We start from the raw sequence: 25980 nt of genomic DNA, 5'->3' as shown, positions 1-25980 counted from the left end.
CTTTTATGGATAGATAGGAATAACAGACAATGATTCCTGTTCATTCCATCCGTTCATTAAATTCATATTTTGAATTGCCTGCCCCGATGCACCTTTAACCAGGTTATCTACTACACTTACGATAATGAGTTTATTTGTTCGTCCGTCAACATGGATACCAATATCGCAGTAATTACTTCCATAAACTTCCTTCGTCTGTGGAATATTTCCTTCCGGACGCATTCTGACAAATGGATGATTTTCATAAAATTTCTGGTAAACATCATGGATGCTTTCTGCCCTTTTTAAGTCAGCATATATTGTACACATAATGCCTCTTGTCATTGGAATGAGATGAGTCTGGAAAGAAATTAATGGATTTTTTCCTGTCAGGGTGGATACATGCTGTTCGATTTCCGGAGTATGCTGATGGCTGCCCATTTTATAAGCTTTGACATTTTCATTCGTTTCAGAGAAATGAGTCATTAATGACTGTTTTCTTCCAGCACCTGAAACTCCTGTTTTTCCATCTATAACAACATTTTCAGGATCAACCAGCCCCTTTGAAACTGCTGGAATAATTCCCAGAAGTGCTGCTGTAGCAAAACAGCCCGGGTTAGAAATAATTTCGGCTTTTTTTATACTTTCCCGATAAAATTCTGGAAGTCCATATACAGCTTCTTTCTGCAGTCCCTGCGATGGGGGTTCCTGACCGTACCACATTCGGTACTCTTCACCATCGTTAATTCTTAAATCACCTGATAAATCAATGTATTGAACGCCTTTCTTTTTAATTTTAGGAAGTATATCCTTTGCTACGCCCGCTGGAGTCGCAAAAAATACAATATCAATATGTTCAAATGTTTTATCATCCAAAGCAGAAAATTCCTCTTTAATAACTGTATGAAGATGCGGATACCGCTCGGAAACTTCAGTCCCTTCTTCTGATCTCGATATGATTTTTGAGATAGATACATAGGGGTGGTGTTCCAAAAACCTTATTAGCTCCAAGGCTCCATAGCCTGTCCCGCCTATAATTGCTGCCTGTTTCAAAAATATTCCCGCCTTTCATTGCCATCTGGTGTTAGTTCATTATTATACTCCTCGTATTATTTTTATGCAAGATTAAATATAAGTTAAAACTAATTTTTATGCACAGTAAAGCAGGATCCCCTATCATTTACAAATTTGTACTATCGACCGCGGTGAATGACTTGAATTGATTAAGACCCTTTTCTGTCCGTTTTTCGTTTAGCAAAAAGCGAAACCCCCGCTGACATCTGCAATGGGTATATTACGCATAATTTTCCTAGGCTTAATAACAATTGTAAATGACGAATTGAAACCCCCGCTCTGAAGGCACTAAAAGAAGGAGGAATTTGCTGCGTCCGGGCTGCTCTGAAAGAGCCCGTATGGAACTAAAGATTAACGAGGATTATATGGAAGCGAATAAGAAAATTCCACTTGACCGGTGTTTTAATATTAGGCATCCTTTTTAAAACAGACGATCATCAGAAGATAACTATCTTTTTCATTTTGATTCATGACCAATTAAAAAACTCTGTTAAAGCTGAAGATCCATCCCTCCCTACCGCAGGGAGGAAGGGATCAGCTGAGGCCCGCCCGGAAAGCGTACCCATGTAAACGGAAGCGTCCACTTATCGCTTATCTACTTAATTTCCAGGCAGCCATAAAAAAAAGCCCCCTTTTACAAAATAGGGGACAGAAGTCTTGAAACTGATTCTTTAAATCTTATATATTTAGAACGCGCTTTGTACTTTTCCTTCGTAAGCTTATCAGAATGCATCATGTCCTGTTCAAAATCCAAAGCAAGTTTCTCTGAAGTTTCCTGATCGTATATAAATGCATTTACCTCGAAATTCAATCTAAAGCTTCTCATATCAATATTCGCTGTACCTACAGAACTGATGTTACGATCAACAACGATAGATTTGGCATGTATAAATCCTTTTTGATATATATAAACATTTACTCCCGCTTTCAGCAGTTGTCCAATGTGCGAGAGGGTCGCCCAGTAGATAAAAGGATGGTCCGGCATACGGGGAATCATTATTCTTACGTCCTTACCGGAGAGAGCTGCAATCCGCAGGGCATCCTGAAGACTCTCATCGGGGACAAAGTATGGCGTTTGAATATAGATAGAGTGCTCTGCCTTCGTAATCATTTTGATGTAACCGTTTTTTATCTGTTCCCATTCAGAATCAGGACCACTCGAAACAATTTGCAGCGCTGCATTCCCACTGTCTTCTTTCATCGGAAAATATCTCGTTTCGTAAGCAATCCCGTGTTTTTTAGAGGCCTGATTCCAGTCCAGAATAAAACGTGTCTGCATCGGATCTACAGCATTTCCGGATATTCTAAGGTGTGTATCTCTCCAGTAGCCGAATTTAGTACTTACCCCGAGATACTCATTCCCGCAGTTGAATCCTCCAACATAACCCGTTTTCCCATCTATGATGGACAGCTTACGGTGATTGCGGTAATTTAATCTAATGTTTATTCTTGCGATTTTAGAAGGGAAAAAAACGCCTACTTCTCCCCCAGCTTCTGTTAACCTGCGAAAATGTTTGAGCCTCAATTTACGTGAACCTAATTCATCGTATAAAATTCTTACCGTTAAACCCTCTTCTGCTTTACGGGTGAGCAGATTAATGATTTCTTTTCCGAGATCATCATTGCGGAATATGTAATACTGGAGATGGATGTGATCTGTTGCATGAAGAATGTCTTCTTTAAGGCGGTCGAATTTCAATTTTCCGTCATTTAAAACTTCAATGCTATTATCTTTTGTCAGGATAGCATCGTTATTAATCAAATGCATATAAATCATATCTCGGTATGGGTCGATATTTTCATTATAAAATGAGAATTCCGTATTTTTTATTTGGGCGATTTGCCTGTTCAATATATCTGTAATACCTATTTTGTTAATACCTTCCCAGTCGAACAATCTTCTTCTCGTCAAATTCTGTCCAAGAAAAATATAAATTAAAAATCCAAGAAAAGGAATAAAAAATAAAATCAGTACCCATGCCCAGGTCGCTGAGGCATTCTTTCTTTCAATAAATATAATAATACCTGCAAATAAAATATTTACTATAAATAGAATAATTAAAAGAATGGAAATAATATTCATAAACCCTCCAATTCAGAAGACGTACTTTCTATATTAACGCAGATTTCCAACAAATGCATTTCAATTAAAAATTGGCTGCCTAGAATATAAAGTATTGAAGCGATCAACGTGCGCTTACGTTTCCATGAGACGCAGAGCCGGCCTCAGCTAATCCCCTTCCTTCCTGCGGTTGGGAGGGGTTGGGCTCGTCCTCCAATGCCCCGGAGTCGCCCCATGTCCTCTTCCGCTTACGGTAAAAAGACAGAGCAGGAGCTGCCTTCTAAATAAAGAAGCCCCCTTCTGACCATCCTTTCGTCTGTACAGAGGAAAAGTTCCATTTTTATAGAAGGCCATTTTCATCCCTCATGGTGCAGCGATCCTGCATGAGGGTCTCTATTAATGTACATGGAGAATACACAGGAACTTTTTATAAGTACGGGTGACGTTAACCCGACCAAAAAAAGAAGCCGAATTGAACGGCTTCTTTTTTTCCAGCTGCCTTGAAAATAAAGCAGATAAGCGGTAAACGGCATTTTTCGTTCACAAGGACACTTTTACCGGAAGGACCGCCGTCCACGGTAAAAAAAGCTGATCGTCAAAGGTCAAACGAAAACATGAGTTCGCCATATAGCAGCTCTTCTATTTTAAAAGCTGCCTTTTTCTAACTATTATGTATTCTGCAAAGAGGAAGATGCATATTTTACAAACCACTGAAAAGGAAGGAGATCTTCCCCCGGCAGTTCTCCAAGAAATACAGCAGCTACATTTTTTTCTGGTATGAGAAAGAGAAATTTACCTCTCTTACCAGCGCCATATACTATCTGCGGTTTGTCGGGAGTAATCCACCAATGCTGGCCGTAATGCTGATTACGTACTGCATGGTCGACAACAGGAGCAGTCATTTTCTTAATGCTGGAAGAAGTGAGAAGCTCTTCTCCCTCCCATTGTCCTTTATTTAGGACAAGTATGCCGATTTTCATAAGATCTTCAGCTGTCATTTTTAATCCGTATCCCCCTATCGGCAGCCCATCAGGCGACAGCTTCCATTCCCACTGTTCGATTTTCAGCGGCGAAAAAATTTTTTCCACAGCGTATTCAAGCCAGTTCGATTGGATACGCTCGGCAAGGACAGCGCTGAGAAGATAAGAATCGGCATTGTTATAATGAAAAGTTTTGTCTGACGATCTAATCTTAGATCTACAGAGTGATTCGAGCCAACCTTCTGCAGTTATTGCTTCCTGCCAGTTTTTTTCTGTTAAGCCTGTACTCATTGTCAATAGATCCTCCACCGTTTTTCCATCGAAAGAGGCATCGACTTTCAGCACTTCTGTAATTTCCGTCCCGAGCTCGAAATAGTTTTCTTCCAAAGCTTTAGCAGTTACTAGAGATAATATCGATTTCGTTACAGAATTAACAGCCTCAGGCTGTTGTTCTCGATTTTCTTTTCTGAAAGAAAAAAGTTCCTTTTCTCCTGTATTTATTATACATGCATCCATTCCTTTTTCCTTCAATACTTTTTCCAATTCACTGTTATTCACAAGAGCTCATCCTTTCTGTCCAGTGCCTTTTCAAAAAAGCTTCACGTCCTGAATTAATTCGTTCAGCCCTGTATAAATCCGGATTTTTTTCATGAAACTTCTGATGCTCGTATTCCGCTTCATAAAATTCAGAAGCCGGAAGTATCTGTGTTACTATCGGCTTCTGAAAAGGTCCGTATGTTTCCATGTGATGCCGGGTTTTTAATGCTGCCTGCATCTGGTTTTCATTGTGGTAAAAAATAGCAGATCGGTACTGACTGCCCCGATCAAAAAATTGTCCACCATCATCTGTCGGGTCTATTTGGGTCCAAAACAAATCCAGAAGCTGTTCATAAGAATATAAGGAAGCGTCATACGTTATTTGAACTGCTTCAAAATGACCGGTCTCCCCTGTTTTTACTTGTTCATAGGAGGGATTGGCGAAAAGTCCGCCCGTGTAGCCGGATCGGACTCTCAGAATCCCCGGCTGTTCATCAAACGGCTTTACCATACACCAAAAACATCCTCCTGCAAATGTTGCTATTTCCACTTGTTCATTCATGTCCTGACCACACCTTCTCAAATTATTCCTCTTCAAACAAGTATAAAAAGTCCTCGTATCCTTCCGCTTCCATATCTTCCACAGGGATAAAATCTAGAGCAGCGGAATTAAGGCAGTATCTCAAGCCTGTTGGGTCCGGACCATCATTAAACACATGCCCGAGATGAGAGTCAGCATACTTGCTCCTCACTTCTGTCCGTCGGCCCAGGAGCCCCCAGTCAGCTTCTTCTACAATATATTCTTCGGAAATTACCTCCCAGAAACTGGGCCAGCCAGTTCCGGATTCATATTGGTGTGTCGAGCTGAATAAAGGTTCTTTGGATACTATGTCTACGTAGATACCTTCTTGCTCGTTATCCCAATATTCATTGTTGTAAGCCTCTTCTGTAGCATCGTTCTGAGTAACTTCGAACTCTTCCTCTGAAAGCCGTTCACGTAGTTCTTCTTCAGATTCCTGTTCATATTCTCTCCAGGAAGGCACTTCATCCGGATCACTCTCTACTTCATATTCTTCTTCTCCCCAGTATTCTTCCAAAAATTCGTCTCTTCCGGAATTAGACCGGTAAAATTCATACCGAACCGGATTTTCTTTATAAAAATCTTGATGATAATCTTCAGCTACATAAAATGTAAGCGCAGATTTTATTTCTGTGACTATCGGTTCTTCAAAGCGGCCCGAGTCTTCAAGCTTTTGTTTGGATGCTTCAGCCGCTTCTTTTTGTGATTCATCATGATAAAACACAGCAGAAGCATACTGCTCCCCTCTATCTACAAACTGGCCTTCATCGTCTGTCGGATCAATCTGCCTCCAAAAAACTTCCAGTAATTCTTCATAGCTTATAAGGTCGGGATCATACGTGATCTGCACAGCTTCTACATGATTGGTTTCCCCCGCAGCTACTTCTTCATAAGCAGGATTGACCTGTTCTCCTCCTGTATAGCCGGATACGGCTTTGTCAACACCTTCGATATCTTCAAAAGGAGGTTCCATGCACCAGAAACACCCACCTGCAAAAGTTGCTGTTTCAAGAAAATCACTTTCGTTTTCTTCGACAGGTTCACTTCCATATGACCGGCTCGTAAAATAATCATAAATAATAGGCACGAAAATAATAGCAGAAATAGAAACAATAATAGTCATTAAAGCAATAATAATTTTTTTCATGTATTTGAATCCTCCTCTCTGCTTTCTACTCAAGTATAAATCATCACAGATAATTACTCATTAAAAAAGCCTTGTCGAATAGGAAATCCGACAAGGCCGATATATTTTATTTATTCACTGTGCACTTCCAGATTCACGTCAATGTTGCCCTTGGTTGCTTTGGAATAAGGGCAGAAGCCGTGTGCTTTATGAGCGAGCTCTTCCGCTTCCTCCTGGTTAACGCCTTTTATATGAACATGCAGCGTAACTCCAAGTTTAAATCCATTATCTTCCGGGTCCTTTATTAGACTGACTTCCGCAGTTGTTTCAGATTCAATATCTTTATCTGCTTTTGAAGCCATAAGGTTCAATGCTCCGTCAAAACATGCAGAATAACCTGACGCGAAAAGCTGCTCGGGATTGGAAGCATCTTTCGGAATTCCATTTTTATCAGGCATCTGTAAATTTACATCAACTACTTCGTTATCTGATTTGACGTGTCCTTCACGGCCTCCTGCTGCTGTTGCTTTTGTAGAAAAAATTGTTTCTGCCATAATTGATCATCCTCCATTTTTGTTAGGATTACACTTCTTCTATTACACTTAAACAAACATATTTAAACATAAAATTTTTCATTCCAGTCTTTAAGCCGGGTGTGCCGGCTTTTTTCCCGTCCTGAGAAAAAAACATTATTTCGCAAAAGCCTTTTTAAATCCGCTCATAACTTTCCGCTGACGTTCAATATATTTCCAGACCCAGAATACAAAAACCAGAGTACCAGCACTGATTAATAAGGTAAACCAAACGCTCGCTTCCATCATAACAAAAGCAATTATTAACAGCAGCCCCGTCAGTAAATGGTGAATCGCTGTATGGGCGTTTCCTGGGATAAGCTCTGTTGGCTGACCATCGTAATGTTTATTCGCATAACGAATCGCCTGTACCATAAAAGGCAGTGAGAGGAACGCAATATAAACAGTAGCAGGCACTTCACTGATTATCGGAATAATTATTACTGCAGCAAAGGCAGTAATAAATAAAGCTATCAGTACATTTTTTGCCTGTTTTTTACCAATCCGAACGACAAGTGTTTCTTTCTCCTGCTCAGCATCACTTTCTGCATCTGGAAATTGATTTATTAAAAGAACGTTGGTTATTAAAGCCGCTACCGGTATTGAAACAAGGAAAACTTCCAGTGAATAACTACCTGTCTGGACATAATAAGCTCCTACGGTCATTGCTGTCCCGTAAGTGGTAGCTATCAGGAATTCCGCAATACCTGGAGATAAATTAATAAACGAAAACTTCCCCTTACCATTTGTATAGAAGAATCCGGCTATAAGCCCGTAAACAATCAGAGGAAGTATTCCCGGTCCGCTGACAAAAGCTAAATAAAGTCCTATTAATCCTGCTGCAGCGGTCAAAACAATTCCAAAGAAACCCATGTCCGCTTTAGATATCAACCCCAGCTGGATCATTTTGGATCCTCCCGTAAATGGTCTTACCCCTCCTGTATTCTCAGCGTCTCTTTCTGCATCTTTAAAATCGTTGATCATATTCGTACCTGCCTGCACCATTACCGCAGCGAGTACTGTTAACAATAAAAGCGGCCAGGAAAAGATTCCTGCCATGCTAAAGGCCATTGCCCCTCCTAGAAGAGCAGGAATAAAAGAAGCAGTCAGCGACAGCGGTCTCACTGCTTCTTTCCAGGTGTTTAATCTGGATAGTATATCCTGGCTGTCCGCCGAGCCTTCCACTTCCGAACTCAGATCGAATACTGTAGGAGCCTCCCCCTGCAGAATTTCCGGTACGAAACGATACTTGACTGTATAAGGTTTTACTTTAATAAATTCCAGCCTGTCTACCGCCCCCTGACTGACAAAATTACCTACAATAGGTGATCTGTTTTTTAATAAGTCTGTTGCTTTTTCTCTTTCTTTATCTCCGCGGACAACTTGAGCACGGCCGATTATTTCGCATTCTTCCATCTCCATAAATGTCTGGCCCTGATGGATCAGCATAGCTGTTTCTGGAATATTGCTCCATTGAATAACTTTCGGATCACCTTTCATACTCGATAAATAAACGTTAAATTCGTCGTCTACAGCGAAGTGCATCATTCTCTGACGTGGCTTCCCCATATTGGAAGTCCCTACTGAACTGACCTCTGCCCTGTTTAGATAGTCTAAAATTTCCTCTTTTGTACGTTCCGCCATGCATATCTCTCCTCTGTTGTATTACCCCGCAGGCAGTTACTCAGCGTATTCGAGCGGTATCTGCTCTCAGGTGCTGACTGTCTTCTAAATGAGTAATCTTTCCCCGCAGCTTTTTAACAATAAAACGCTCTCCCTTCAGCCAGTTTTTAAATGAAATAGATACCGGTTTCGCATTGACGCCTATACCTGCCAGCACATGTTGATTAACCGTATCATATACAGCTGTGTGAATTGTACCTGACCAGTTTTTATAATCCGTCTTTGCAATATTAAACGAAAGGTCATTGAGCATGGAAAACATTTCCCTTCGATCCGGATTTTGTTCGAGCAGCGCGCTTAGCCTGTGGAGCCTCGCCTCTGACTCCTCTGTGCGATGCCTGTTTTCAGCTGATTTCCCGGGCGATCTGAAATGATTTGTGCACACGTCTCCATGGTCTTTCAGCAGAGAGGTCCCTTTTGCTGATCCTTCCACTACAGCGCTTGAGCCGGAGGCATCTGCAAGGGAATAATTAAAGGAATGACGGTGAGGGAGCTCTGTCAATACTTCGACCGCTTCTTCGATATTTCTGCAGGAGTCGAGGACGAGTCTTGCAATCGAACAGCAAATGAAACCGTCTTCAGGCGATACACGGTTTACAAAATGATAACCTACGGCCAGACCATGTTCATTCATTCCATCCATTCTGCCGATTATTCTCTGTGCAAATCCTATATGGGCATAGCCTTCTTCCGGCTGCCAGAGCACAAATCTCCCATCGTATGTTTTGGGATGATAATCATAGTTCCGCGCATAGATTCCCGACTTCATCATGGCACTGCACCCGCTTTTGATCCAGCTCTGCTGATACCCTCCATATTCATGAATAACATCCTCTATTCTCCAGTTTAAACCATCTGCAAGACCGTTTAACTCTTCCCATAATAACGGCGTCAATGATCTCACCCATGATTTAGTTTCCAAAAAGTCTGTCGTATATCTGCGGATGGATTTCTTTCTTCTCTTCATATGTCTTTGAAAGAGGGCTGTCTGCTTTAATTCTTCAGCCTGTTTGAGCCCGAAATCATAGGCATTGCCCCTCCCCTGAATTGCTTCGATACCAGCTTCCATAAGTTTCACCTGCTCCGTTATTTAAGTGCTGATTCAAATTATAGCGGTCCCTCTTTCAGGAATAAACAAATTTGACTTGAATTCACCGTATGAATCTTTTACAATAGCGTACTTGTAAAAGAATTTTTTAGGAGTGATCTTCATGTACTCTGCTTTTTTAGAGGAACCAAAAACAAACAAAGACAAAGAGACACTTGTCCATGAATATGAAGATTTTGAATTTCAAATTTTACGTATGCAGGATAATATTAAAAAAATAGCTAAAGATTTCCGGATTCTCGGTATAGATCGTACGAATTCAGACGAATGGCTGGTCATCTATTCAAAAGATGACGGCTGTTTCTGTAAGGTAATGGCTCATTCGTGCAATAAACCTTTCCAGGGACACTGGGAGTTTTCTATTCATGCAACTTATAAAAATGATGAAATTTTTATAGACGACATAAGAGGTGAAGCCGACCGCGGTTATGGCTCGGTCTGTATGCGCCACCTTCAGGAGTATGCTGGAGAACAAAATGTACCTGTTGTCACAGGAGTAATTTCTGAACGGGATTGGAATCACAATGATCGTTTAAAACACTTTTACGAAAAGCATAACTTTCAGGTTCAGCTGGACAGTGCCACCAAAACAGGCTATATTTTCTGGGAAAATCAATAACACCCGGAGAACTAGTAACGTTCTTCCGGGTGAGTCATTTGAGATAATTTCTCCAATTGACTGGTTACTTTTTTCACATACTCCGGTGTGAGGCCTCGCCGGCATCCTCTTAAAATTTCTTCAGCGTAGTGTGACGGTGGAGAGGTAGAGTGCTGTTTATTAATTACAGTAAAAGTTAAAGCCGAAAAAATTCCATCATCTGTTTTAACTTCTACAGCAACAGGCCTGTATATCTTTTTATGAACTCCCTCTCTTTTAAATAAATAATTTATGGAACGGTGGGGAACAAAATACAATATACCTTCTGTAAGTTCCTCACTTTCTTCAATATCCGCACGTCCTCCGTCAGATCGCAGCAATGAATAGGTCAATTTATAACCGTTCAGCACCCCTGCCGCCCAATTGTTAAAATCCTGCAGAACTCCCGCTTTTTCAAGACGTTTTGTATCCATACATGAGCCGTATGCGAAATAAGGAATCAACATACTGTCCTCCTGAAGAAGTTCATGAACTTTCCAGTCGTTGAATGGGATGGGTCCCTTTGTCTGGGACGGATAATTATAAATATAGGCATACGCTTCTTCTTTTCCATCAGCCGTCTTTACCGAACGAACCGTCCGTTCATATAGGTTCTCACGTCTTCCCTCCCTGTACCCTTCTAGGTCATCAAGCTTTCTCAGTGTCTCTTCATTTATTTCATAAAGTTCTCCACAGCAGACTTCAGACGGATCTTCTACTAAACCTGGATAGCCATTTCCAGTATCATCCAGCCTTCCTTCAAGATAAGCCTGGCTGCTAATTTTCCGGGAGTTTTCCAGCAGAAAGGAATTGCTGCATCCTTCTCTTAAGGTTCCATAAACAAACACTTTCATAATAGAAAGCCTCCTGTTCTGTTATGCTTCCCCAATTAAACGTATTCTTTTGAGTGAAACCTCTTCTCTTCGACTTTCCAATTGGCTGCTGCGTTCTTTTAACTCATTAACCAGTTCGCTCACACTTGATTGAACGGCAGAAACTTTTTTTACGGCGTCATTTATCTGATCTTTTACTATCCAGTAAACAATAATGTCTCCGTAAAAATTCTCGATATTAGATAGCAGCGTTCCAATGTTCATATCACCGGTCTGGTGCTGTTCGATATCGATCAATTCATCCTGAAACTGTCTCAACCTTCTCGCAGTACGATGCAGGGACTCTTTTGCATCATCCAGCTGGCTTTGCTGCATATAAGCAGTCACTATACCTCCGCTTAACATATCAAAAACGGACCAGTTGGAGGCTTTATCAAGAGCTTTCCGTGTGTCTTCCAAAGAATAGTAGGCATGTTCACCTGCATCAACGGCGTCATACAGCTCCTGAAGCTCTCCCATAATGTTTATTTCCTGGACAGTTGTATTATATAAGTCATCACTCCATAAAGAAGATTCGTTTAAAATCATTTCGTTTTTCTTATCTTCCAGCAGTTTACCAGCTGTTTTTACATCCTTCAGCTGCATAGCATGCTCCTCATACATAACTCTTTCTCTTTCTAATTCTTCCATATTGCGTAATGCTTCCTGATATAAGAGCTTCCACTCAATCGATTTCAGCTGGCTGTGGGAGAGTTGATCATGATTTTCTTCAGCAGTCGAGCTGATAAGCTTTACGATCGGTATGTTGAGCAAGTCCTTATACTGGAGATTGTGGTTATCCAATTCCATTTTCAGATTTTCAGCAGTTATTTTGTTGTTAATTAGAGCTTCTGCCAGTCTTTCCTGATGCTCAGACCATTTCTTTTTTAATCGTGTTTTTTCTATAACCTCCGTAATCTGTTCATTTAAACTTTTTTCAGCCATGAGCTGCCTCCTGTTTAGTTAAGTATATGTATAATATTTTACGCACAGGCCCCTGTTCATGCAAACAAACTAAAACACGTTCCACCTGGATATGGAACGCGTTTAAAAATGCACGGGTCTATGATTCAGCAGTGCTGTATCTCTGGCCGCCCGCTTTAAGCAGTATCGCAGCAGATATTAGAAATTTAATAAAAGTTTCCACTTGTCCTGGATCGACTTGTTCTAAAGAAAGTTTGAAAGGAGGATGTACTCCCCATTTTTTTAAAATGATCGCTATTCTTTTTTTGTCATAGTCACTAAGAAAAGAAGGAAGTTCAACTTCTTTTATAAAAAAATCATTGCCTTCTTCAGTTATATGTTCCATCATGTCAATTTCAAATTGAATATCCTGCTGAATTAAATCGCTCTCCCCACCCCGAAGGATTTTATCGAATTTTACAGATATAACAGCTGATAATCGATCTCCAGCTCTTTCGGGATATTTCCAGTAAACATGACCCTCATAAGATAATTTATGCTTATAATATACTTGAAACTTCCGGTATTTTTTAAAGTCTTCTTTATTGTTGATTACATCCGAGCGGTCCTCAAACAATAAATCAAAATGATGCCAGGAGCTGTTGAGGTCCGTTCTTGTAACTATTTCAATAAAATAAATGATTTTTTCTTCCATAGGGCTTATGTGTTCATATTGGTTATGCAGTTCGTTCATCTTGCTATCACTCTCTTCTGCTTACTTTTACTGATCATTGATCTCATTTACTATTACCTTAAAATAGTTAAAGTAAACTTTATAGAGTACAGTCAAATTCCTTTTTTTATCGATTTTACTTTTATGTCCTTTTCATCATGGATTCCGAAAATCTAAATTTCAGCAGGTGGATCAGTGTCCTATTTCAAAATAAGTGACCCGAATTTTTTGGAAGAGGTTGTTTCAAAAAGTATATTGAGACATTCTGGAAAGCACGCTCGGAGCCGGACAAGTTATTAAAAACCCTGTTGGACGGGGATTTGTCTAACAGGCGTTTATCCATACGAACACGTGCCCCCTGTCCTTGTGGGAAAGTCCCGCTTTGGAAACAAAAACATCTACTTAACTCACATTCTTACGGGGTGCATTCATCCTTACTTACGGGTGAATGAAACAGAAATAATTTTGAAAAGATGAAATGTCATCTGTATTCGTAATTCTTCTAAAAAGATGTTATAATTTTCGTCAGTATGTTTAAGAAGAGGATGAGATAATTATGATGCAAGTTTCCAATGTAAGCTTACGTTTCGGCGACCAGAAGTTGTTCGAAGACGTTAATATTAAATTCACGCCGGGCAACTGCTATGGCTTGATCGGAGCAAACGGCTCCGGTAAATCCACCTTTCTAAAAATTCTTTCCGGAGAGATTGATGCTCAGTCCGGGAACGTGTCTTTAGCTAAGGACGCCCGTCTTGCAGTGCTTAAGCAGGACCATTACGCCTACGAAAAAGAACAGGTTCTCGAAGTAGTTATGATGGGTCACCAGAAAATGTACGAAGTACGTAAAGAAAAAGACGAGATTTATATGAAACCTGATTTCTCCGACGAAGACGGCATGCGGGCAGCGGAACTTGAAGGAGAATTTGCAGAAATGAACGGTTATGAAGCAGAATCCGATGCTGCCGTCCTTCTTCAGGGTCTAGGAATAGAAGATGCCAAACATTACATGACAATGGCTGAACTTACAGAGAGTGACAAAGTAAAAGTTCTTTTAGCTCAGGCTATATTTGGGAATCCGGAAGTTCTCCTTCTCGATGAGCCGACAAACGGACTGGATATTGAAGCTATCCATTGGCTCGAGGATTTCCTTATGAATTTTCAGAATACTGTTATCGTTGTTTCCCACGATCGTCACTTTTTAAATAATGTCTGTACGCATATAGCTGACCTCGATTATGGAAAAATTGAGCTTTATGTCGGCAATTATGATTTCTGGTATGAATCCAGCCAGCTGGCTTCGAAAATGGCTCAGGAACGAAATAAGAAAAAAGAGGAAAAAATTGCTGAACTGAAATCCTTTGTGGCCCGATTCAGTGCGAATGCCTCTAAATCCAAACAGGCGACTTCCAGAAAAAAACTGTTGGATAAAATTGATTTGGAAGATATCAAACCTTCCTCAAGAAAATATCCTTATATTGCTTTTAAACCAGAACGGGAAATAGGCAATGACCTGTTAACAGTTGAGAATCTGTCCAAAACCATTGATGGAAAAACGTATTTAAACAACGTCAGTTTCACTATGCAGCCCGGGGATAAAGTGGCTCTTACCGGCCCTAATGAACAGGCTAAAACTGTGCTGATGCAGATTTTAATGGGAGAAATTGAACCTGACAGCGGAACGTACAAATGGGGTATAACTACGACACGCTCTTACTTCCCGAAAGATAATTCTGCTTATTTCAGTGGCAAAGAAGGGAGCCTGATTGAATGGCTCCGCCAGTATTCTCCTGATGATCAGTCTGAAACGTTTATACGCGGTTTTCTCGGAAGAATGCTTTTTTCGGGAGAAGAATCCAAAAAAAGTCCAGCAGTACTTTCTGGAGGAGAGAAAGTCCGTTGTATGCTCTCTAAAATGATGCTTTCAGGTGCGAATGTACTCCTGCTTGATGAACCGACGAATCACCTTGACCTTGAATCTATTACAGCATTGAATAATGGATTGGTCGATTTTAAAGGTTCTCTTATTTTCGCTACCCACGACCACCAGTTTAATCAGTCACTGGCCAACAGAATTGTGGAAATCCAGGACGAAGGTGCTTACAACAAAGAAATAACGTATGATGAATACGTCCAGGAACGTATGAAAGCAAACGTTTAATAACAGTTGTATAATATAAAAAGGATCCACTGATTAAATCAGCGGATCCTTTTTATATAAGCTGTGTTAAATAAAGTCTTTGGCTCTTACGCAAACTTGGAGGTACGAAGCTATATTTTCCAATAAATCTAAATTAAACTCATTATCTCAAACTGCTCATGCCTGTTCCTGCGGCTTTTAAAAGGAGGACGCAGACTATAAATGATAAAAGAGCAGGAATGATCCCTTTTATATACGTAAGAACCAAGTCTGTTATTGAGTACTGTTTGCAGATATTCTTCATAATTGCAGTAATTCAACAGTTCTTTCTATATCCCAGCGTAAAACCGCCCTTCTAATAAATAAAGCCCGCACGACTGAATTTGTGTGTCCCAAGCAGATTCCAATGCTTCTCTGTAAAGAGAAAGCTGAAAATGATATCTTTCTCTTACAGATTCAGCTGCCTTCGTATGATCTTTAAATTTACCTGTTATTTTGTCCGTTTTGTAATCGAGTATGTGAAGTGAACGATCCTGACTCTTGTAAACACAGTCAACAATTCCCTGTACAAAAAGAAATTCTTCTTCTCCCTCCCAATCCGGATAAAATCGGGATGCAGGCACACTATAGGTGAATGGCACTTCTCGTTCAATCCAGAGTGCATTTTTTAAGTGATTTCCAGTTTCTGAGTTTAAAAAATCAAGGAGCTGTTTTTTATCCACCTGATCAGCCTCTTCTGTCGTAAGGAGCTCTTTCGCCAGCATTTTCCCCAATTCCATATCAATCTCTTTTTCCGAAGATGCCTGATAATCAATATATTGAAGAACAGCATGCATAATAGTCCCTATCTCAGCAGAGGATTGAGAAGTGGTTTGTATGAAAGCCGGGCGTTGAAAAGAGGGTTCCTTTGGCGCCCAGCTTCTATCAGAGTAAGCATCTTCTTCAAATCTTTTCAGCTCGGTAACTGACTTTTTCACTTCCGTTACTGTAGCTTTTCGGTGAGGATACTTCCATGAAAATTTACGATCGACATACGACGTATCTTCCCCTGCTGCTTGTCCTGACACTACCTTATCAAGCAGTTCCTGTTTTTGATGGACGGCTGCAGGAGCTGAAGAGATCAATTCAGAAGCTTGAATGCGTTCAATTGACCAGGAAGAATCATCTTCATCTGTTTTAATGGGCTGAACACCTGCTGAAGTAAGCGTCTCTGCCGCATCAGGATGATTAAATAAAGCAGGCATGATCCAGTCAAAATATGTTTTTGCCCGGGACCTGACTTCCTCAGGCACCCCGTTTTCCCCCAGATGGGAAGCCCATCCATTTATAGCACTGTCAAAATCTTTGACAGTTCCAGTCATAATCAGCTTTTCTTCAGCACGGGTCATGGCCACATAAAGGATCCGCATTTCTTCGGCAAGCATTTCTCTGCGCAGTTTTTCTTTCACAACATAAAAATACATAGTTGGGTACGAAACTCTGTTTTCAGGATCAATAAATCTGGCGGCCAGTCCCATATCCTTATGTTTAAGATAAGAATTATTTAAATCCATCATGTTGAACTGCTTATTTAATCCTGCAATAATGACAATTGGAAATTCCAGGCCTTTACTTTTGTGAATAGTCATCAGACGAACAACATCTTCCTGTTCTCCAATGGCACGCGCTTTTCCAAGATCATCTCCACGTTCCCGCATTCTTTCAATAAAGCGCAGGAAACGAAACAATCCTCGAAAAGAAGTCTGTTCATACGTTCTGGCACGATCATAAAGGGAGCGGAGATTAGCCTGACGCTGTTTTCCTCCCGGCATCCCTCCTACATATTCGATATACCCGGTTTCTTCAAAAAGCTGCCAGACAAATTCCGAAAGTCCCTTCGTTTTTACTGCATCCCTCCATGAGGAAATTTTTTGTACAACATCCGACGTGGACAGATAGTCAGCTGCAGCCGCCTCTTTTAAAGCTGAATAAAAATCAGCTTCTTCAGCAAAAAGTCTTATCTCCGTCAGTTCATCTTCGGTGTAGGAAAATATGGGGGAGCGCAAAACAGAAGCCAAAGGAATATCCTGGTATGGATTATCAATGATCTGCAGAAGAGAGAGCATTACTTTAACTTCTACTGCTTCAAAATATCCTGTACTTGAATCTGCGAATATTGGTATTTCAGCATTTTTGCATTCTTCGATAATCGTTTCCGCCCATGGCATAGAGCGCATTAAAATAACGATATCTCTGTATTTAACCGGTCTGGAAGCATTTGTTTCTTTATCATAAACCGAAAATTTTCGATCTATCATACGGCGGATTTCCTGTGCTGTGGCTCTTGCTTCCAACTGAGACGTTTCCAGTTCATCTTCGCCCTCTTCGTATACTTTATCTTTTTCAGGGTCGACCAGAATAATTTTTGAACTTTTGTCGTCATTTTCAGGAAATGAGAAGTTTCCCTGTTTTAAAGATGCGGCTTCATCATAATCAAGTTCCCCAAGAGACTCACTCATGATCTGATTAAAGATATAGTTTACTGAATTGATAATCACGCCTCTACTTCGAAAATTCTGGGAAAGATCAATTCTTACTCCCTCTTCCTTCCCGTAATTTTTATATTTATTCAGAAAAAGGCCTGGCTCAGCGAGTCTGAATCGATAAATCGACTGTTTAACGTCTCCTACCATAAATAAATTTTTTCTTCCTGATAAAAGCATAAGTATAGCTTCCTGCACAAAGTTTGTATCCTGGTATTCATCAATCAATACTTCCTGCAGCTGGGCCTGATACTGCAGCGCAACATTGGAAGGATTGGAATAATTCCCTTTTAAACTGAGAATATTCAAACAGTAATGTTCTAAATCACTGAAATGGAGCGCATTTTTTTCGAGTTTAGCAAGCTGATTTTGTTCGGAAAAATTTTTCACGTATTTATTAAGCAGCTGTATTACCGGCGCCATCGATTTCATATCATCAATGATCAAGGCGGGGGAAGCAGAAAAATAGACGGTAAATAATTCATTGATCTGCTTTTTAATTTTATCCCTGATGAGTTTTACATGCTCTTTTTGAGCACTGTCTATATCTGTATCGGCTTTTTTAATAGACGGCATTTTTTTAAACGTAATTTCCTGCATACAACTATAAAGATCTTCCCAGTCTCCTTGTGCGGATGCTTTTATAATTTTTGCATATTCCTCTTCCAGAAGTTCCACATATTTATAAGGACCTCCCGGAGCCCGCGCAGCAGCGAGGGCACGGTTATATTCAGCTTCTGCTGATTTCAGGGAATCGGTAATATAGGATTTCGCTTCTTTTACCCACGATAGGGAGTTAAAGGAAGTTTGGTCTGCATTATTATAAATTTCAAGAATGCTGTCCAGCCAGGCTGAAGGATTCGGATGCGACCGGGAAAAGTGATAAAGGTCGAGAATCAATTTCTTCAGCTGCTCATCTGTCCGGTCACCTGTGAAATAATCAACAAGCATATAGAACTGCTTATCCTCTGCATAAGCAGTTTCAAACATCTCCTCCATCACTTCCTCTTCTAAAAGCTGAGCTTCTGTCTCATCCAGCATTCGAAAATGAGGATCCACGTCCACTTCATAGTAATACGTACGTATGACCTGCATACAAAAAGAATGAAGTGTGGAAATGTCGGCACGCTGCAACAGTGAGAGCTGACGGCGCAGGTGTGAAGAAGCCGGCTGTTCAGTAATTTTTTTCTCTATTGCTTTTCCTACCCTCTGTTTCATTTCCGCTGCAGCTGCATTTGTAAAAGTTACAACCAGCAGCCTGTTCAAATCCACAGCAGTTTCTTCATCCGTTATTTTACGAATAATACGTTCCACAAGCACCGCTGTTTTTCCACTTCCGGCTGCTGCTGCTACAAGAAGCGGCTTTTCTTCCCTGGCTAAGGCTTCCCACTGGGAATCTGTCCAGAAAACGCCCTCGGGCTTAGGTATCCATTCCATCAGAAAAACCTTCTTTCTTTATTTTATCCAGCACTTCGTCCGCTGATTTTTCCTGCAGAATACGGTAATTATTAGTTTCCAGTGAAGGATCAAACTGGCAGAAAGACTGATAGGAACAGAATGTGCACGGTATCTGCTGTTTCTTTCTGTATGGAGTAAGAGAAACGTCCCCGTCAGAAATGCGCTGACCAAGATCAGCCATATGACTGCGGATAAATTCCCTGAGCAGGTTATAATCATCTGGGTCTACAACCTTTGAGCCTCCAGCTATTTCTCCATCTTTTTTCAGCCTTATCGGAGCAATGTCCGACCATCCTGTCTCCAGAGACGTGTCCGTAGCTGCTATGACATTTTTGTCAGCACTGACCAGCCCTTTCATTTTAAACTGTTTAAACAGCTCTTCTTCAATCTCTTCAAGCGTAAGACGCTGATCAGACTTCAGGATTGGATTATGAACGTGAAAGTAAAGGACTCCTGCCGGATCCGCTTCCACACCGAGCCACTGATCCGCAAAAGAAACGACTACGTCAAGATATACAAGCATCTGCAGAGACAATCCATAATAAACTTCATCAAGCTTCAAGTCTTTAGGACTTGATTTATAATCTATGATACGCAGATAAACATTTCCGGAGGAATCCGCTTTATCGACTCTGTCAACTCTTCCGGAAACTTCCATAATCGTTCCGTCGTCCAGCGTGAAAGTAAGCGGAGGCATAGTCTGTCCCTGACCAAAGCCTAACTCCAGTCCTACAGGTACAAATGCATTCCTCTTAGCCTGCTCCGCCATGATAGAGGCTGCTCTGGAGACAACATCTTTTAATTTATGAAGAATATATTTATACCTGTCCGAACTGTGGAAAATTTCCCGCTGAATTTGGGGAGCCAGTGCTTCCACCACTTCGTTTGCATAATGGGTAACTTCCGCTTTTGACAACTCGGTTAAATCCAGTTTTTCTTCGCGGACTTTTTCTGTTACATCTTTTAAAGCCGCATGAAAGAGCAGTCCGATATCCGGAGCTTCTAATTTAAACGTTTCTCGTTCCTTTAACTTTAACCCATATTTTGCAAACTGGGAGAATGGACAGGCATTAAATTGTTCAAAGCGGGAAACACTCGCATTTATCTTTTTGCCGTACAATTTTTTAGACAGGTTTCTTTTCAGCTTCTTCGGCTGATTACGATAGGTAAGGCTTGATAAGAGAGTCCTGAACTTACTGCTGTATTTTTCCTGGACAAACCAGTCATAAACCTGCCACCACACCGGATGAATCGCATATCCCTGCTTCCACTGCTGAAGCTGAACCGTCATATAAGTGAGAGCACGATCCGGATTCGTTACAAAGGCGGCCGCAGCTTCTCCTTCATGTTCCTGCGGGGATTCAAATTTCGTTACTATGGGAGCGTCTGGAAACATATCCGTAAGCTGGGAGATGTAAATGGAAGGCTGAAGCTTGCTCCCTTCTGCATCCTGCAGTGCCCAGGATGTATAAAGACGCGAGCCGGCCTGTGAGACGGCACGATAAAAAAGAAAGGATTCTCCCATAAGAAGACTTTCCGCTCCAGGTGCCAGCGGGAGTCCGGCTTTAAGCATATAACTTCTTTCCTCTTCCGACAGTATTCCGCTCTCATCCGGTTTTTGTGGAAATATTCCATCGTTCATGCCTACTAAAAATACTGCTTTAATATGCTGCAGGCGGGAAGTCTCTGCATCGGCGATCAATACCTGATCAAATGCAGGGGGAATGACGGAAAAAGACATTCCTTCCAGACCCGCGTCAATCATTTCCCGGAAAACTTTCAATGAAACCTTCTCATTTCCACTGATTTCAACGATATCATCAAGCAGTTTTATAATTTCTTTCCATATCTGTTCATGCTCTCTTGCTTCAGATAGTCTTTCAGTCTGAACTGAATAGTCATGCATATGCTGAAGTTTTGCAGGAATGTGTACTGTTTCTATGAAGTTGTATAAGGCGTACCCAAAATCTTTAATCGTCTCAGCTTTTTTTATTTCGTTCTGAAATTCCAGAAGCGGTGCAGTGATTCTCCTGCGCAGGTCATCAAGCTTTTCATTTTCAAACTGCCTCATTTCCGCATCACTGTTTTTTGATATTTCCCACGTTCTTTCATCGTACCAGCGTCTGCCTCTTATCCCTCTGGAGAGTACATAATTTTCGAGTAAATCGGCTTCTTCTCTTTCACTTCCGCCGATATGCTCAAACAGAAATTCTGTTTTTATAAGTCTGAAAACCGCCTCATACGGCCAATTTTTATCTATTATTTCCAGGGAAGATTTGATCAATTCTGAAAGAGGATGATCCAGTGCTGATCGTTTACTATCCATAAAAAAAGGGACCTTTTCAAGTGGAAAAATAGTTTCAATATAACTGCGGTATTTATCTGTACTGCGGGTCATGAGAGCAATGTCCTGATATCGGTAATTTTCTTCCCGTACCAGACGGTCTATTTCTCTGGCAGTATGCTCTATTTCTGCTCTGCGGCTGATCGCTTCCCACAAATAAATTCCTTCATTCCTATGTGTCGGTGTAATCGGGAATTTTTCTATATGTTCTTCCAAATAAGATAGACCTTTTGTATGAAATCTGAGGGGGTTCTGAAATAAAGAAACATAAATATTAAAGTCTTCCTTTTTTAAAAACTGCATGAAGCGCTGCATCGTATCAGCGGTTTCATAAAACAGGTCTAAACGATTCAACAATTCATTTTCAGAAGGCTGCTTATCAAGGACGAGTGCCATCGTAACGTCATTTACTTTCATAATTGATTGAACCATCTGTTCCTCTATCGGAGTAAAACTGTGAAATCCATCTAAAAAAACCTGCGCTTCCATATATTTTTCTGCCTGGTGATAGGAATCTGCAGTTATTCTGAGTAGATCTTCTGCCTCTATAAAAAGTCCATTGAGATATTCATTCGATTTATTTTGAATAATGGAAAAATCATGAAGTTTTCCCTGAAGTTTTTTTTCTGCTGCTGTAGGGTTGTCATTTTTATCAAGTGCTTCCAGCGTTTCTTCTATTTTGGAAGCATTCATCTCATACCGTTTACACTCTGTGAGCATTCTTTCCAGCTGCTCAATAAAGCCATTGGTAGTAGAGGCGTTTTTATAAAGCACAAGATGATTCTTTTCTTCTGTCATAATCTTCCTAAGCAGAGCATGAATACCCGTCTTTGAAATTTGTGCTTTCGTTAATCCCCCTACTTCCTGGAGAATTCTGTAAGCAAGTCTTGGAAAGCTGAGTACCTGAACCCTTGTCAAAGCTTTATCTGCTCTTGCCAATATTTCTCTTTCAGCCTGAAATGTCATCTGTTCAGGAACAAGCAGAATAATAGGCGGTCCTGATGGATCTTCTTCGCAATGACGGATTATCTCCGTATGTATGCTGTACGTTTTGCCAGTACCCGACTTTCCAACAAGAAAATTCACACTCATAACTAATACCTTCTTTCCCCTATACAAGCGTATGTTCGTATACTTATTGTAGCAGAATCTATTCTTTTATTGAAGTATTCCCTGGGGCGACGGATAAAATTATTCAAACAAAAACGCCATGATAAAAACATTCATGACGTTAAAAATGATATTAAGTTCAATTTGTATAGAAACCGGCCGGATCCCATGAACTTTATAAAACCCTGCAGATTGCTGCTATTAAAGTTTATATCTTTAACTGATGTTATTTCGTTCGCCACGGGTAATCATCTTCGTCAGTAAAAATAGCTCTTTTGCTTCTTTTATTAAATATCGGTTTTATATACATGGAAGACGGACCGAAAAAACGGAGAACATCCATCGGAGTATAAGCCCACCACCCGACACCTGATATATTAAGCATATGTTTATAATGCAGTATGGGATGTCTCTCAAATCTTTTCAGTGCAAACATTCTTCCGAACTGATACCATCGAAAAGGCCATGCATATCCAAGAGCAGAAAAATGGCTTAATAATGAAAGTCTATCCGCTCTTTTTTTGCGGACTTTTTCAAACATTTTCAGGTTTTTAGGGTTAAGATTATTTTTTTCATACATCCACCCGAGCAGGTCCCCCAGAATGGCGCCATCCTGTATAGCAAGATTCATCCCTTCCCCTGCCATAGGATGGACTGCGTGGGCTGCATCCCCAATAATAGCTGCATTGCCTTTCACATATTCATGAATATTGTGGCGGATAGGAACCATCAGCTGGATCTTTTTCCATGACTCAATTTGAGTAACGTAATCTTTCAACTCCGGTTCAAACTTTATAAAAGGTTCTGTGAACGCACTCATCCCTTCTTTTTTCATTTTATTATAATCGCCTGGTTTGATGAGCATTACACAGCGCACTTCATTATCAGGCAGGGGAAATATCCCTATAAATGATTTGTGCGAAGCATACATTCTGGCCTCCAGATAATTTTCCGGCCTTGGAAACGTAACAGTTAAAAAATGATGGTTATATTGAGTAGTAACCAGATTCTGCTTCATAGCTTTCCGTATAATAGAAGTCCTGCCTTCTGCTCCCACAAAAAAGTCTGCTTCTATCTCTATTTCTTCCTTATTCTTTTTTATAGAAGCTCTTGAAAACTGAGATCTTTTTTCATCTACTTTGGTAAAACGTTGAAAAACTGCCGGATTCCAGTAGTGAAACTTTTCATAGGACTTGGCTTCTTCCAATATAATATTTTTCAAACGTTCATGGGGAATCATACGCGCTTCTGGAAATGTCGTTTTCAGACGATCATAGTGAAGAGGAATATACATGCTTTTTTCAATAGTCCCCCGCATATTTTGTTTAAGTTCATACGTATGAATTGTAGGGAGAGCGAGACTGCCATCAACAATTTTTTCTTCTATACCCATTTCTTTAAAATGATAAAGTGACTTTGGCTGCAACAGCTCCCCTTTGTAAATTTTCCCCGGATTCTGGTCTCTTTCTATAACAAGTACTTTTACATTGTTCTGCGCGAGACGAAGAGCCAGAGTCAGACCCCCTACCCCTCCACCTATAATAGCTACTTCAAATTTTTCCACCTTTCAGCACCATCCTAACGTGTCACTTTTCTTCAGTTACGTCTTCCATGTTTAAGTTCTTTTTTTGGAGCTGATACCTTACATAAATCGGAATAGAAAGGGCAACTGCGAATACTGCGGCTGTTGCAGCCATGAGTCCGGGGGTTAAATCTGCTATCGAAGCTCCCAATAAATTAAATGCAATTGTACCGGGAATGATGCCAAGCATTGTAGCAGACAAATATGTTTTAAGTTTTACTTTTGATAAGGCTGATAAATAACTGACTAGATCAAAATTAATTACTGGAATGATCCTTAATGAAACGATGTAAAAAAAACCATTCTCCTCAATCCTCTTTTGAAGCAGCTTTCTTTTTTCTCCATGTTTTTTCAACGGTTTTTTAGAGCCGATTCTGCGGATAAAAAGAAAAGACAGGAGTGCACCTGCTATAGAACCGGCATAAGTTACCACCGGACCTAGAAAGGGGCCGAACGCCAGACCTCCTGCAACTGCCAGGACAGAAGCAGGAAATAAGATGAACGGGCGCAGACTGAATAATAGTACAAATACAACGGGCCCCATAATACCAAAGGAAGCAAGAAATCTCTGCAGATCTTCTGCATTAAAATTCAAGTGTGATTGATTAAGATAAAAAAGCAGTCCCACAATCAGGATAAAGAAGAACGCTTTTAAAAATAAGCGTAAGTTCATATCGGTGCTCCTTTTCGTTCTATTGCCTTTTTCATTAAATTTTAATCTAAAAGGGACTGGTAATCGTATCGTGAAGCTCATAGTCTTCCGGATTTAATTCTGTTTCCAGTTCAAGAGCAAGTTTCGCAAGTTCTTTTCCAAGGAATGGACCAGAAGTCAGGCCGGATGCACCCAGTCCATCTGCTAAATATACATTTTTCATCTGCGGGACCTTACCGAAAACCGGTAGAAATCCCGGAGTAAAAGGTCTGAGACCAACCCGCGTTTCAATGATTTCCGCGTTTTTCAGGCCGGGTGCAAGCTCCAGACATGCGTTGATAATCTGCTGCTGCCCGGCTAAAGTCGGGGAAACATTATATCCCGCATCATCTTCTTTTGTGGCTCCAAAAACAACGCGCCCCTTCCCGAAGTTCAGCAGATAGAACTCGTTATGCGGCATCACAACCGGCCAATCCTCATTACGATCAGGAATCCTGAAATGAATAATCTGCCCTTTTTGAGGCACCACTTTACATTGGAACCCCGAAGGTTCAAGCAGCTTCTTTGTCCAGGCTCCAGTAGTAATGAGCGTTTTATCTGCAGAATATTTTATTCCATCTGCTTCAGCACCAGTTACAGTATCTCCCTCGCGAATCAGAGAAGCCTCGCCTTTAATAATTTTCACACCATTTTTGGAAGCTGCCTGAAGAAGCGCTTTGTTTAACGCTCGCCCATCTACCCGGGCCGATCCGGTTATATGCACAGAACGATATCCTTCACGGAGATAGGGAAACATCGACTTCGTTTCACTTTCAGTTAAGAGCGAGATGTCTCCAATTTCAGGAGCATTTTCCTTTCTCTTCAGAGCATGTTTATACTTATGTTGAAGCCGTTCTTCTATATCATGCAGGTGAATGCCTCCCACCCGTTTATAACCCGTATCAGTTTCATTGAAATCGGCAAGACTGTCAATTAATTCAGGGTAGAAACGGGCCCCCCCTCGCGCCATATTATACCAGGATTTATTTCTGCGCTGAGAGAGCCAGGGTCCAATAATTCCTGCACCGGCAGATGTCGCACGGCCTTCATGCTCTGCATCAATTAACGTAATATCTTTTCCTTCCAGAGATAAATGAAAAGCGGCAGAAGCACCAAGTATTCCGCCGCCAATCACAATAATTTTATCCAATCCTATCACCCATCATTTTCATATTAATGAATCAATTTCATAGTAGAAATCGACAATGTAAAATCCGGACCATGTCCAGTACTTCGCTTCAGATAGACATTTTCCCGGAGGCTTCTCTTCAAATGAATTTCGCAATAAAA

At 40.7% G+C, this 25980-nt stretch carries 18 protein-coding genes; 2 read left to right on the top strand and 16 right to left on the bottom strand.

Annotated features, from left to right (window positions below):
- Positions 1–3 precede the first annotated feature (3 nt).
- From argC to FTX54_RS08500, 8 genes are all read right to left on the bottom strand, one after another.
- Positions 4–1032 (bottom strand): N-acetyl-gamma-glutamyl-phosphate reductase, encoded by a 1029-nt coding sequence (gene argC, locus FTX54_RS08535; RefSeq protein ID WP_147802183.1) that lies wholly within the window; start codon positions 1030–1032, stop codon positions 4–6.
- A gap of 655 nt (positions 1033–1687) precedes the next feature.
- Positions 1688–3136 carry a cardiolipin synthase gene (gene cls, locus FTX54_RS08530; protein WP_147802182.1) on the bottom strand — a complete coding sequence of 483 codons (1449 nt, stop codon included), beginning with the start codon at positions 3134–3136 and terminating at the stop codon, positions 1688–1690.
- Positions 3137–3783: 647 nt separating this feature from the next.
- Positions 3784–4653, bottom strand: a complete 870-nt coding sequence (locus FTX54_RS08525) for a serine hydrolase domain-containing protein (RefSeq protein ID WP_147802181.1) — start codon at positions 4651–4653, stop codon at positions 3784–3786.
- Positions 4646–5194 carry a peptide-methionine (S)-S-oxide reductase MsrA gene (gene msrA / locus FTX54_RS08520; protein WP_147802180.1) on the bottom strand — a complete coding sequence of 183 codons (549 nt, stop codon included), beginning with the start codon at positions 5192–5194 and terminating at the stop codon, positions 4646–4648. Before msrA (FTX54_RS08520) ends, FTX54_RS08525 begins: the two co-directional genes overlap by 8 nt.
- Before the next feature lie 22 nt (positions 5195–5216).
- Positions 5217–6359 (bottom strand): peptide-methionine (S)-S-oxide reductase MsrA, encoded by a 1143-nt coding sequence (gene msrA / locus FTX54_RS08515; protein ID WP_147802179.1) that lies wholly within the window; start codon positions 6357–6359, stop codon positions 5217–5219.
- 110 nt (positions 6360–6469) lie between these two features.
- Positions 6470–6892 (bottom strand): organic hydroperoxide resistance protein, encoded by a 423-nt coding sequence (locus FTX54_RS08510; protein WP_147802178.1) that lies wholly within the window; start codon positions 6890–6892, stop codon positions 6470–6472.
- A 135-nt stretch (positions 6893–7027) separates the two neighbouring features.
- Positions 7028–8554 carry a 1,4-dihydroxy-2-naphthoate octaprenyltransferase gene (menA, locus tag FTX54_RS08505; RefSeq protein WP_147802177.1) on the bottom strand — a complete coding sequence of 509 codons (1527 nt, stop codon included), beginning with the start codon at positions 8552–8554 and terminating at the stop codon, positions 7028–7030.
- 40 nt (positions 8555–8594) lie between these two features.
- Positions 8595–9662 (bottom strand): C45 family autoproteolytic acyltransferase/hydolase, encoded by a 1068-nt coding sequence (locus FTX54_RS08500; protein WP_147802176.1) that lies wholly within the window; start codon positions 9660–9662, stop codon positions 8595–8597.
- A gap of 142 nt (positions 9663–9804) precedes the next feature.
- Between FTX54_RS08500 and FTX54_RS08495 the strand changes: the two genes are divergently transcribed.
- Positions 9805–10320 (top strand): GNAT family N-acetyltransferase, encoded by a 516-nt coding sequence (locus FTX54_RS08495; protein WP_147802175.1) that lies wholly within the window; start codon positions 9805–9807, stop codon positions 10318–10320.
- A gap of 11 nt (positions 10321–10331) precedes the next feature.
- On the opposite strand, the gene FTX54_RS08490 is transcribed toward FTX54_RS08495, so the two are convergent.
- The 3 genes from FTX54_RS08490 to FTX54_RS08480 form a co-directional block, all read right to left on the bottom strand.
- Positions 10332–11192, bottom strand: coding sequence for a gamma-glutamylcyclotransferase family protein (locus FTX54_RS08490; protein WP_147802174.1), 861 nt, complete (start codon positions 11190–11192; stop codon positions 10332–10334).
- Positions 11193–11213: 21 nt separating this feature from the next.
- The gene (locus tag FTX54_RS08485; protein WP_147802173.1) at positions 11214–12155 is read right to left on the bottom strand and encodes a hypothetical protein; all 942 of its coding nucleotides are present in this window, start codon (positions 12153–12155) and stop codon (positions 11214–11216) included.
- Positions 12156–12273: 118 nt separating this feature from the next.
- Positions 12274–12867, bottom strand: a complete 594-nt coding sequence (locus FTX54_RS08480) for a hypothetical protein (RefSeq protein WP_147802172.1) — start codon at positions 12865–12867, stop codon at positions 12274–12276.
- 535 nt (positions 12868–13402) lie between these two features.
- Between FTX54_RS08480 and FTX54_RS08475 the strand changes: the two genes are divergently transcribed.
- A complete protein-coding gene (locus FTX54_RS08475) occupies positions 13403–15004 on the top strand; it encodes an ABC-F family ATP-binding cassette domain-containing protein (RefSeq protein ID WP_147802171.1) in 1602 nt (533 codons plus the stop codon).
- Positions 15005–15312: 308 nt separating this feature from the next.
- Here FTX54_RS08475 and addA read toward each other — a convergent pair whose 3' ends face one another.
- The 5 genes from addA to FTX54_RS08450 all read right to left on the bottom strand — a co-directional run bounded on the left by addA (position 15313) and on the right by FTX54_RS08450 (position 25840).
- Complete coding sequence (gene addA, locus FTX54_RS08470; RefSeq protein WP_147802170.1) at positions 15313–18942, bottom strand: helicase-exonuclease AddAB subunit AddA; 3630 nt, start codon at positions 18940–18942, stop codon at positions 15313–15315.
- A complete protein-coding gene (gene addB, locus FTX54_RS08465) occupies positions 18926–22399 on the bottom strand; it encodes a helicase-exonuclease AddAB subunit AddB (protein ID WP_147802169.1) in 3474 nt (1157 codons plus the stop codon). The genes addA and addB overlap by 17 nt, the downstream gene beginning before the upstream one ends.
- Before the next feature lie 244 nt (positions 22400–22643).
- Positions 22644–23981 carry an FAD-dependent oxidoreductase gene (locus FTX54_RS08460; RefSeq protein WP_147802168.1) on the bottom strand — a complete coding sequence of 446 codons (1338 nt, stop codon included), beginning with the start codon at positions 23979–23981 and terminating at the stop codon, positions 22644–22646.
- A gap of 22 nt (positions 23982–24003) precedes the next feature.
- A complete protein-coding gene (locus tag FTX54_RS08455) occupies positions 24004–24672 on the bottom strand; it encodes a TVP38/TMEM64 family protein (RefSeq protein WP_187254421.1) in 669 nt (222 codons plus the stop codon).
- Between the two features lie 46 nt (positions 24673–24718).
- Positions 24719–25840, bottom strand: a complete 1122-nt coding sequence (locus FTX54_RS08450) for an NAD(P)/FAD-dependent oxidoreductase (RefSeq protein WP_147802166.1) — start codon at positions 25838–25840, stop codon at positions 24719–24721.
- Positions 25841–25980 lie beyond the last annotated feature (140 nt).

This window comes from Alkalicoccus halolimnae (assembly GCF_008014775.2).
GTDB classification, from domain to species: domain Bacteria; phylum Bacillota; class Bacilli; order Bacillales; family Salisediminibacteriaceae; genus Alkalicoccus; species Alkalicoccus halolimnae.
The sequence above is the reverse complement of the archived record's forward strand: the minus strand, read 5'-3'. Positions and strand labels throughout refer to the sequence as shown.

What these genes read in the sequence shown, in the direction of transcription:
- FTX54_RS08500 (WP_147802176.1), bottom strand. Translation starts at nt 9,662, where the DNA reads ATGGAAGCTGGTATCGAAGCAATTCAGGGGAGGGGCAATGCCTATGAT.
- FTX54_RS08510 (WP_147802178.1), bottom strand. Translation starts at nt 6,892, where the DNA reads ATGGCAGAAACAATTTTTTCTACAAAAGCAACAGCAGCAGGAGGCCGT.
- FTX54_RS08485 (WP_147802173.1), bottom strand. Translation starts at nt 12,155, where the DNA reads ATGGCTGAAAAAAGTTTAAATGAACAGATTACGGAGGTTATAGAAAAA.
- menA (WP_147802177.1), bottom strand. Translation starts at nt 8,554, where the DNA reads ATGGCGGAACGTACAAAAGAGGAAATTTTAGACTATCTAAACAGGGCA.
- FTX54_RS08490 (WP_147802174.1), bottom strand. Translation starts at nt 11,192, where the DNA reads ATGAAAGTGTTTGTTTATGGAACCTTAAGAGAAGGATGCAGCAATTCC.
- FTX54_RS08495 (WP_147802175.1), top strand. Translation starts at nt 9,805, where the DNA reads ATGTACTCTGCTTTTTTAGAGGAACCAAAAACAAACAAAGACAAAGAG.
- msrA (WP_147802180.1), bottom strand. Translation starts at nt 5,194, where the DNA reads ATGAATGAACAAGTGGAAATAGCAACATTTGCAGGAGGATGTTTTTGG.
- FTX54_RS08475 (WP_147802171.1), top strand. Translation starts at nt 13,403, where the DNA reads ATGATGCAAGTTTCCAATGTAAGCTTACGTTTCGGCGACCAGAAGTTG.
- addB (WP_147802169.1), bottom strand. Translation starts at nt 22,399, where the DNA reads ATGAGTGTGAATTTTCTTGTTGGAAAGTCGGGTACTGGCAAAACGTAC.
- msrA (WP_147802179.1), bottom strand. Translation starts at nt 6,359, where the DNA reads ATGAAAAAAATTATTATTGCTTTAATGACTATTATTGTTTCTATTTCT.
- FTX54_RS08455 (WP_187254421.1), bottom strand. Translation starts at nt 24,672, where the DNA reads ATGAACTTACGCTTATTTTTAAAAGCGTTCTTCTTTATCCTGATTGTG.
- FTX54_RS08480 (WP_147802172.1), bottom strand. Translation starts at nt 12,867, where the DNA reads ATGAACGAACTGCATAACCAATATGAACACATAAGCCCTATGGAAGAA.
- cls (WP_147802182.1), bottom strand. Translation starts at nt 3,136, where the DNA reads ATGAATATTATTTCCATTCTTTTAATTATTCTATTTATAGTAAATATT.
- addA (WP_147802170.1), bottom strand. Translation starts at nt 18,942, where the DNA reads ATGGAATGGATACCTAAGCCCGAGGGCGTTTTCTGGACAGATTCCCAG.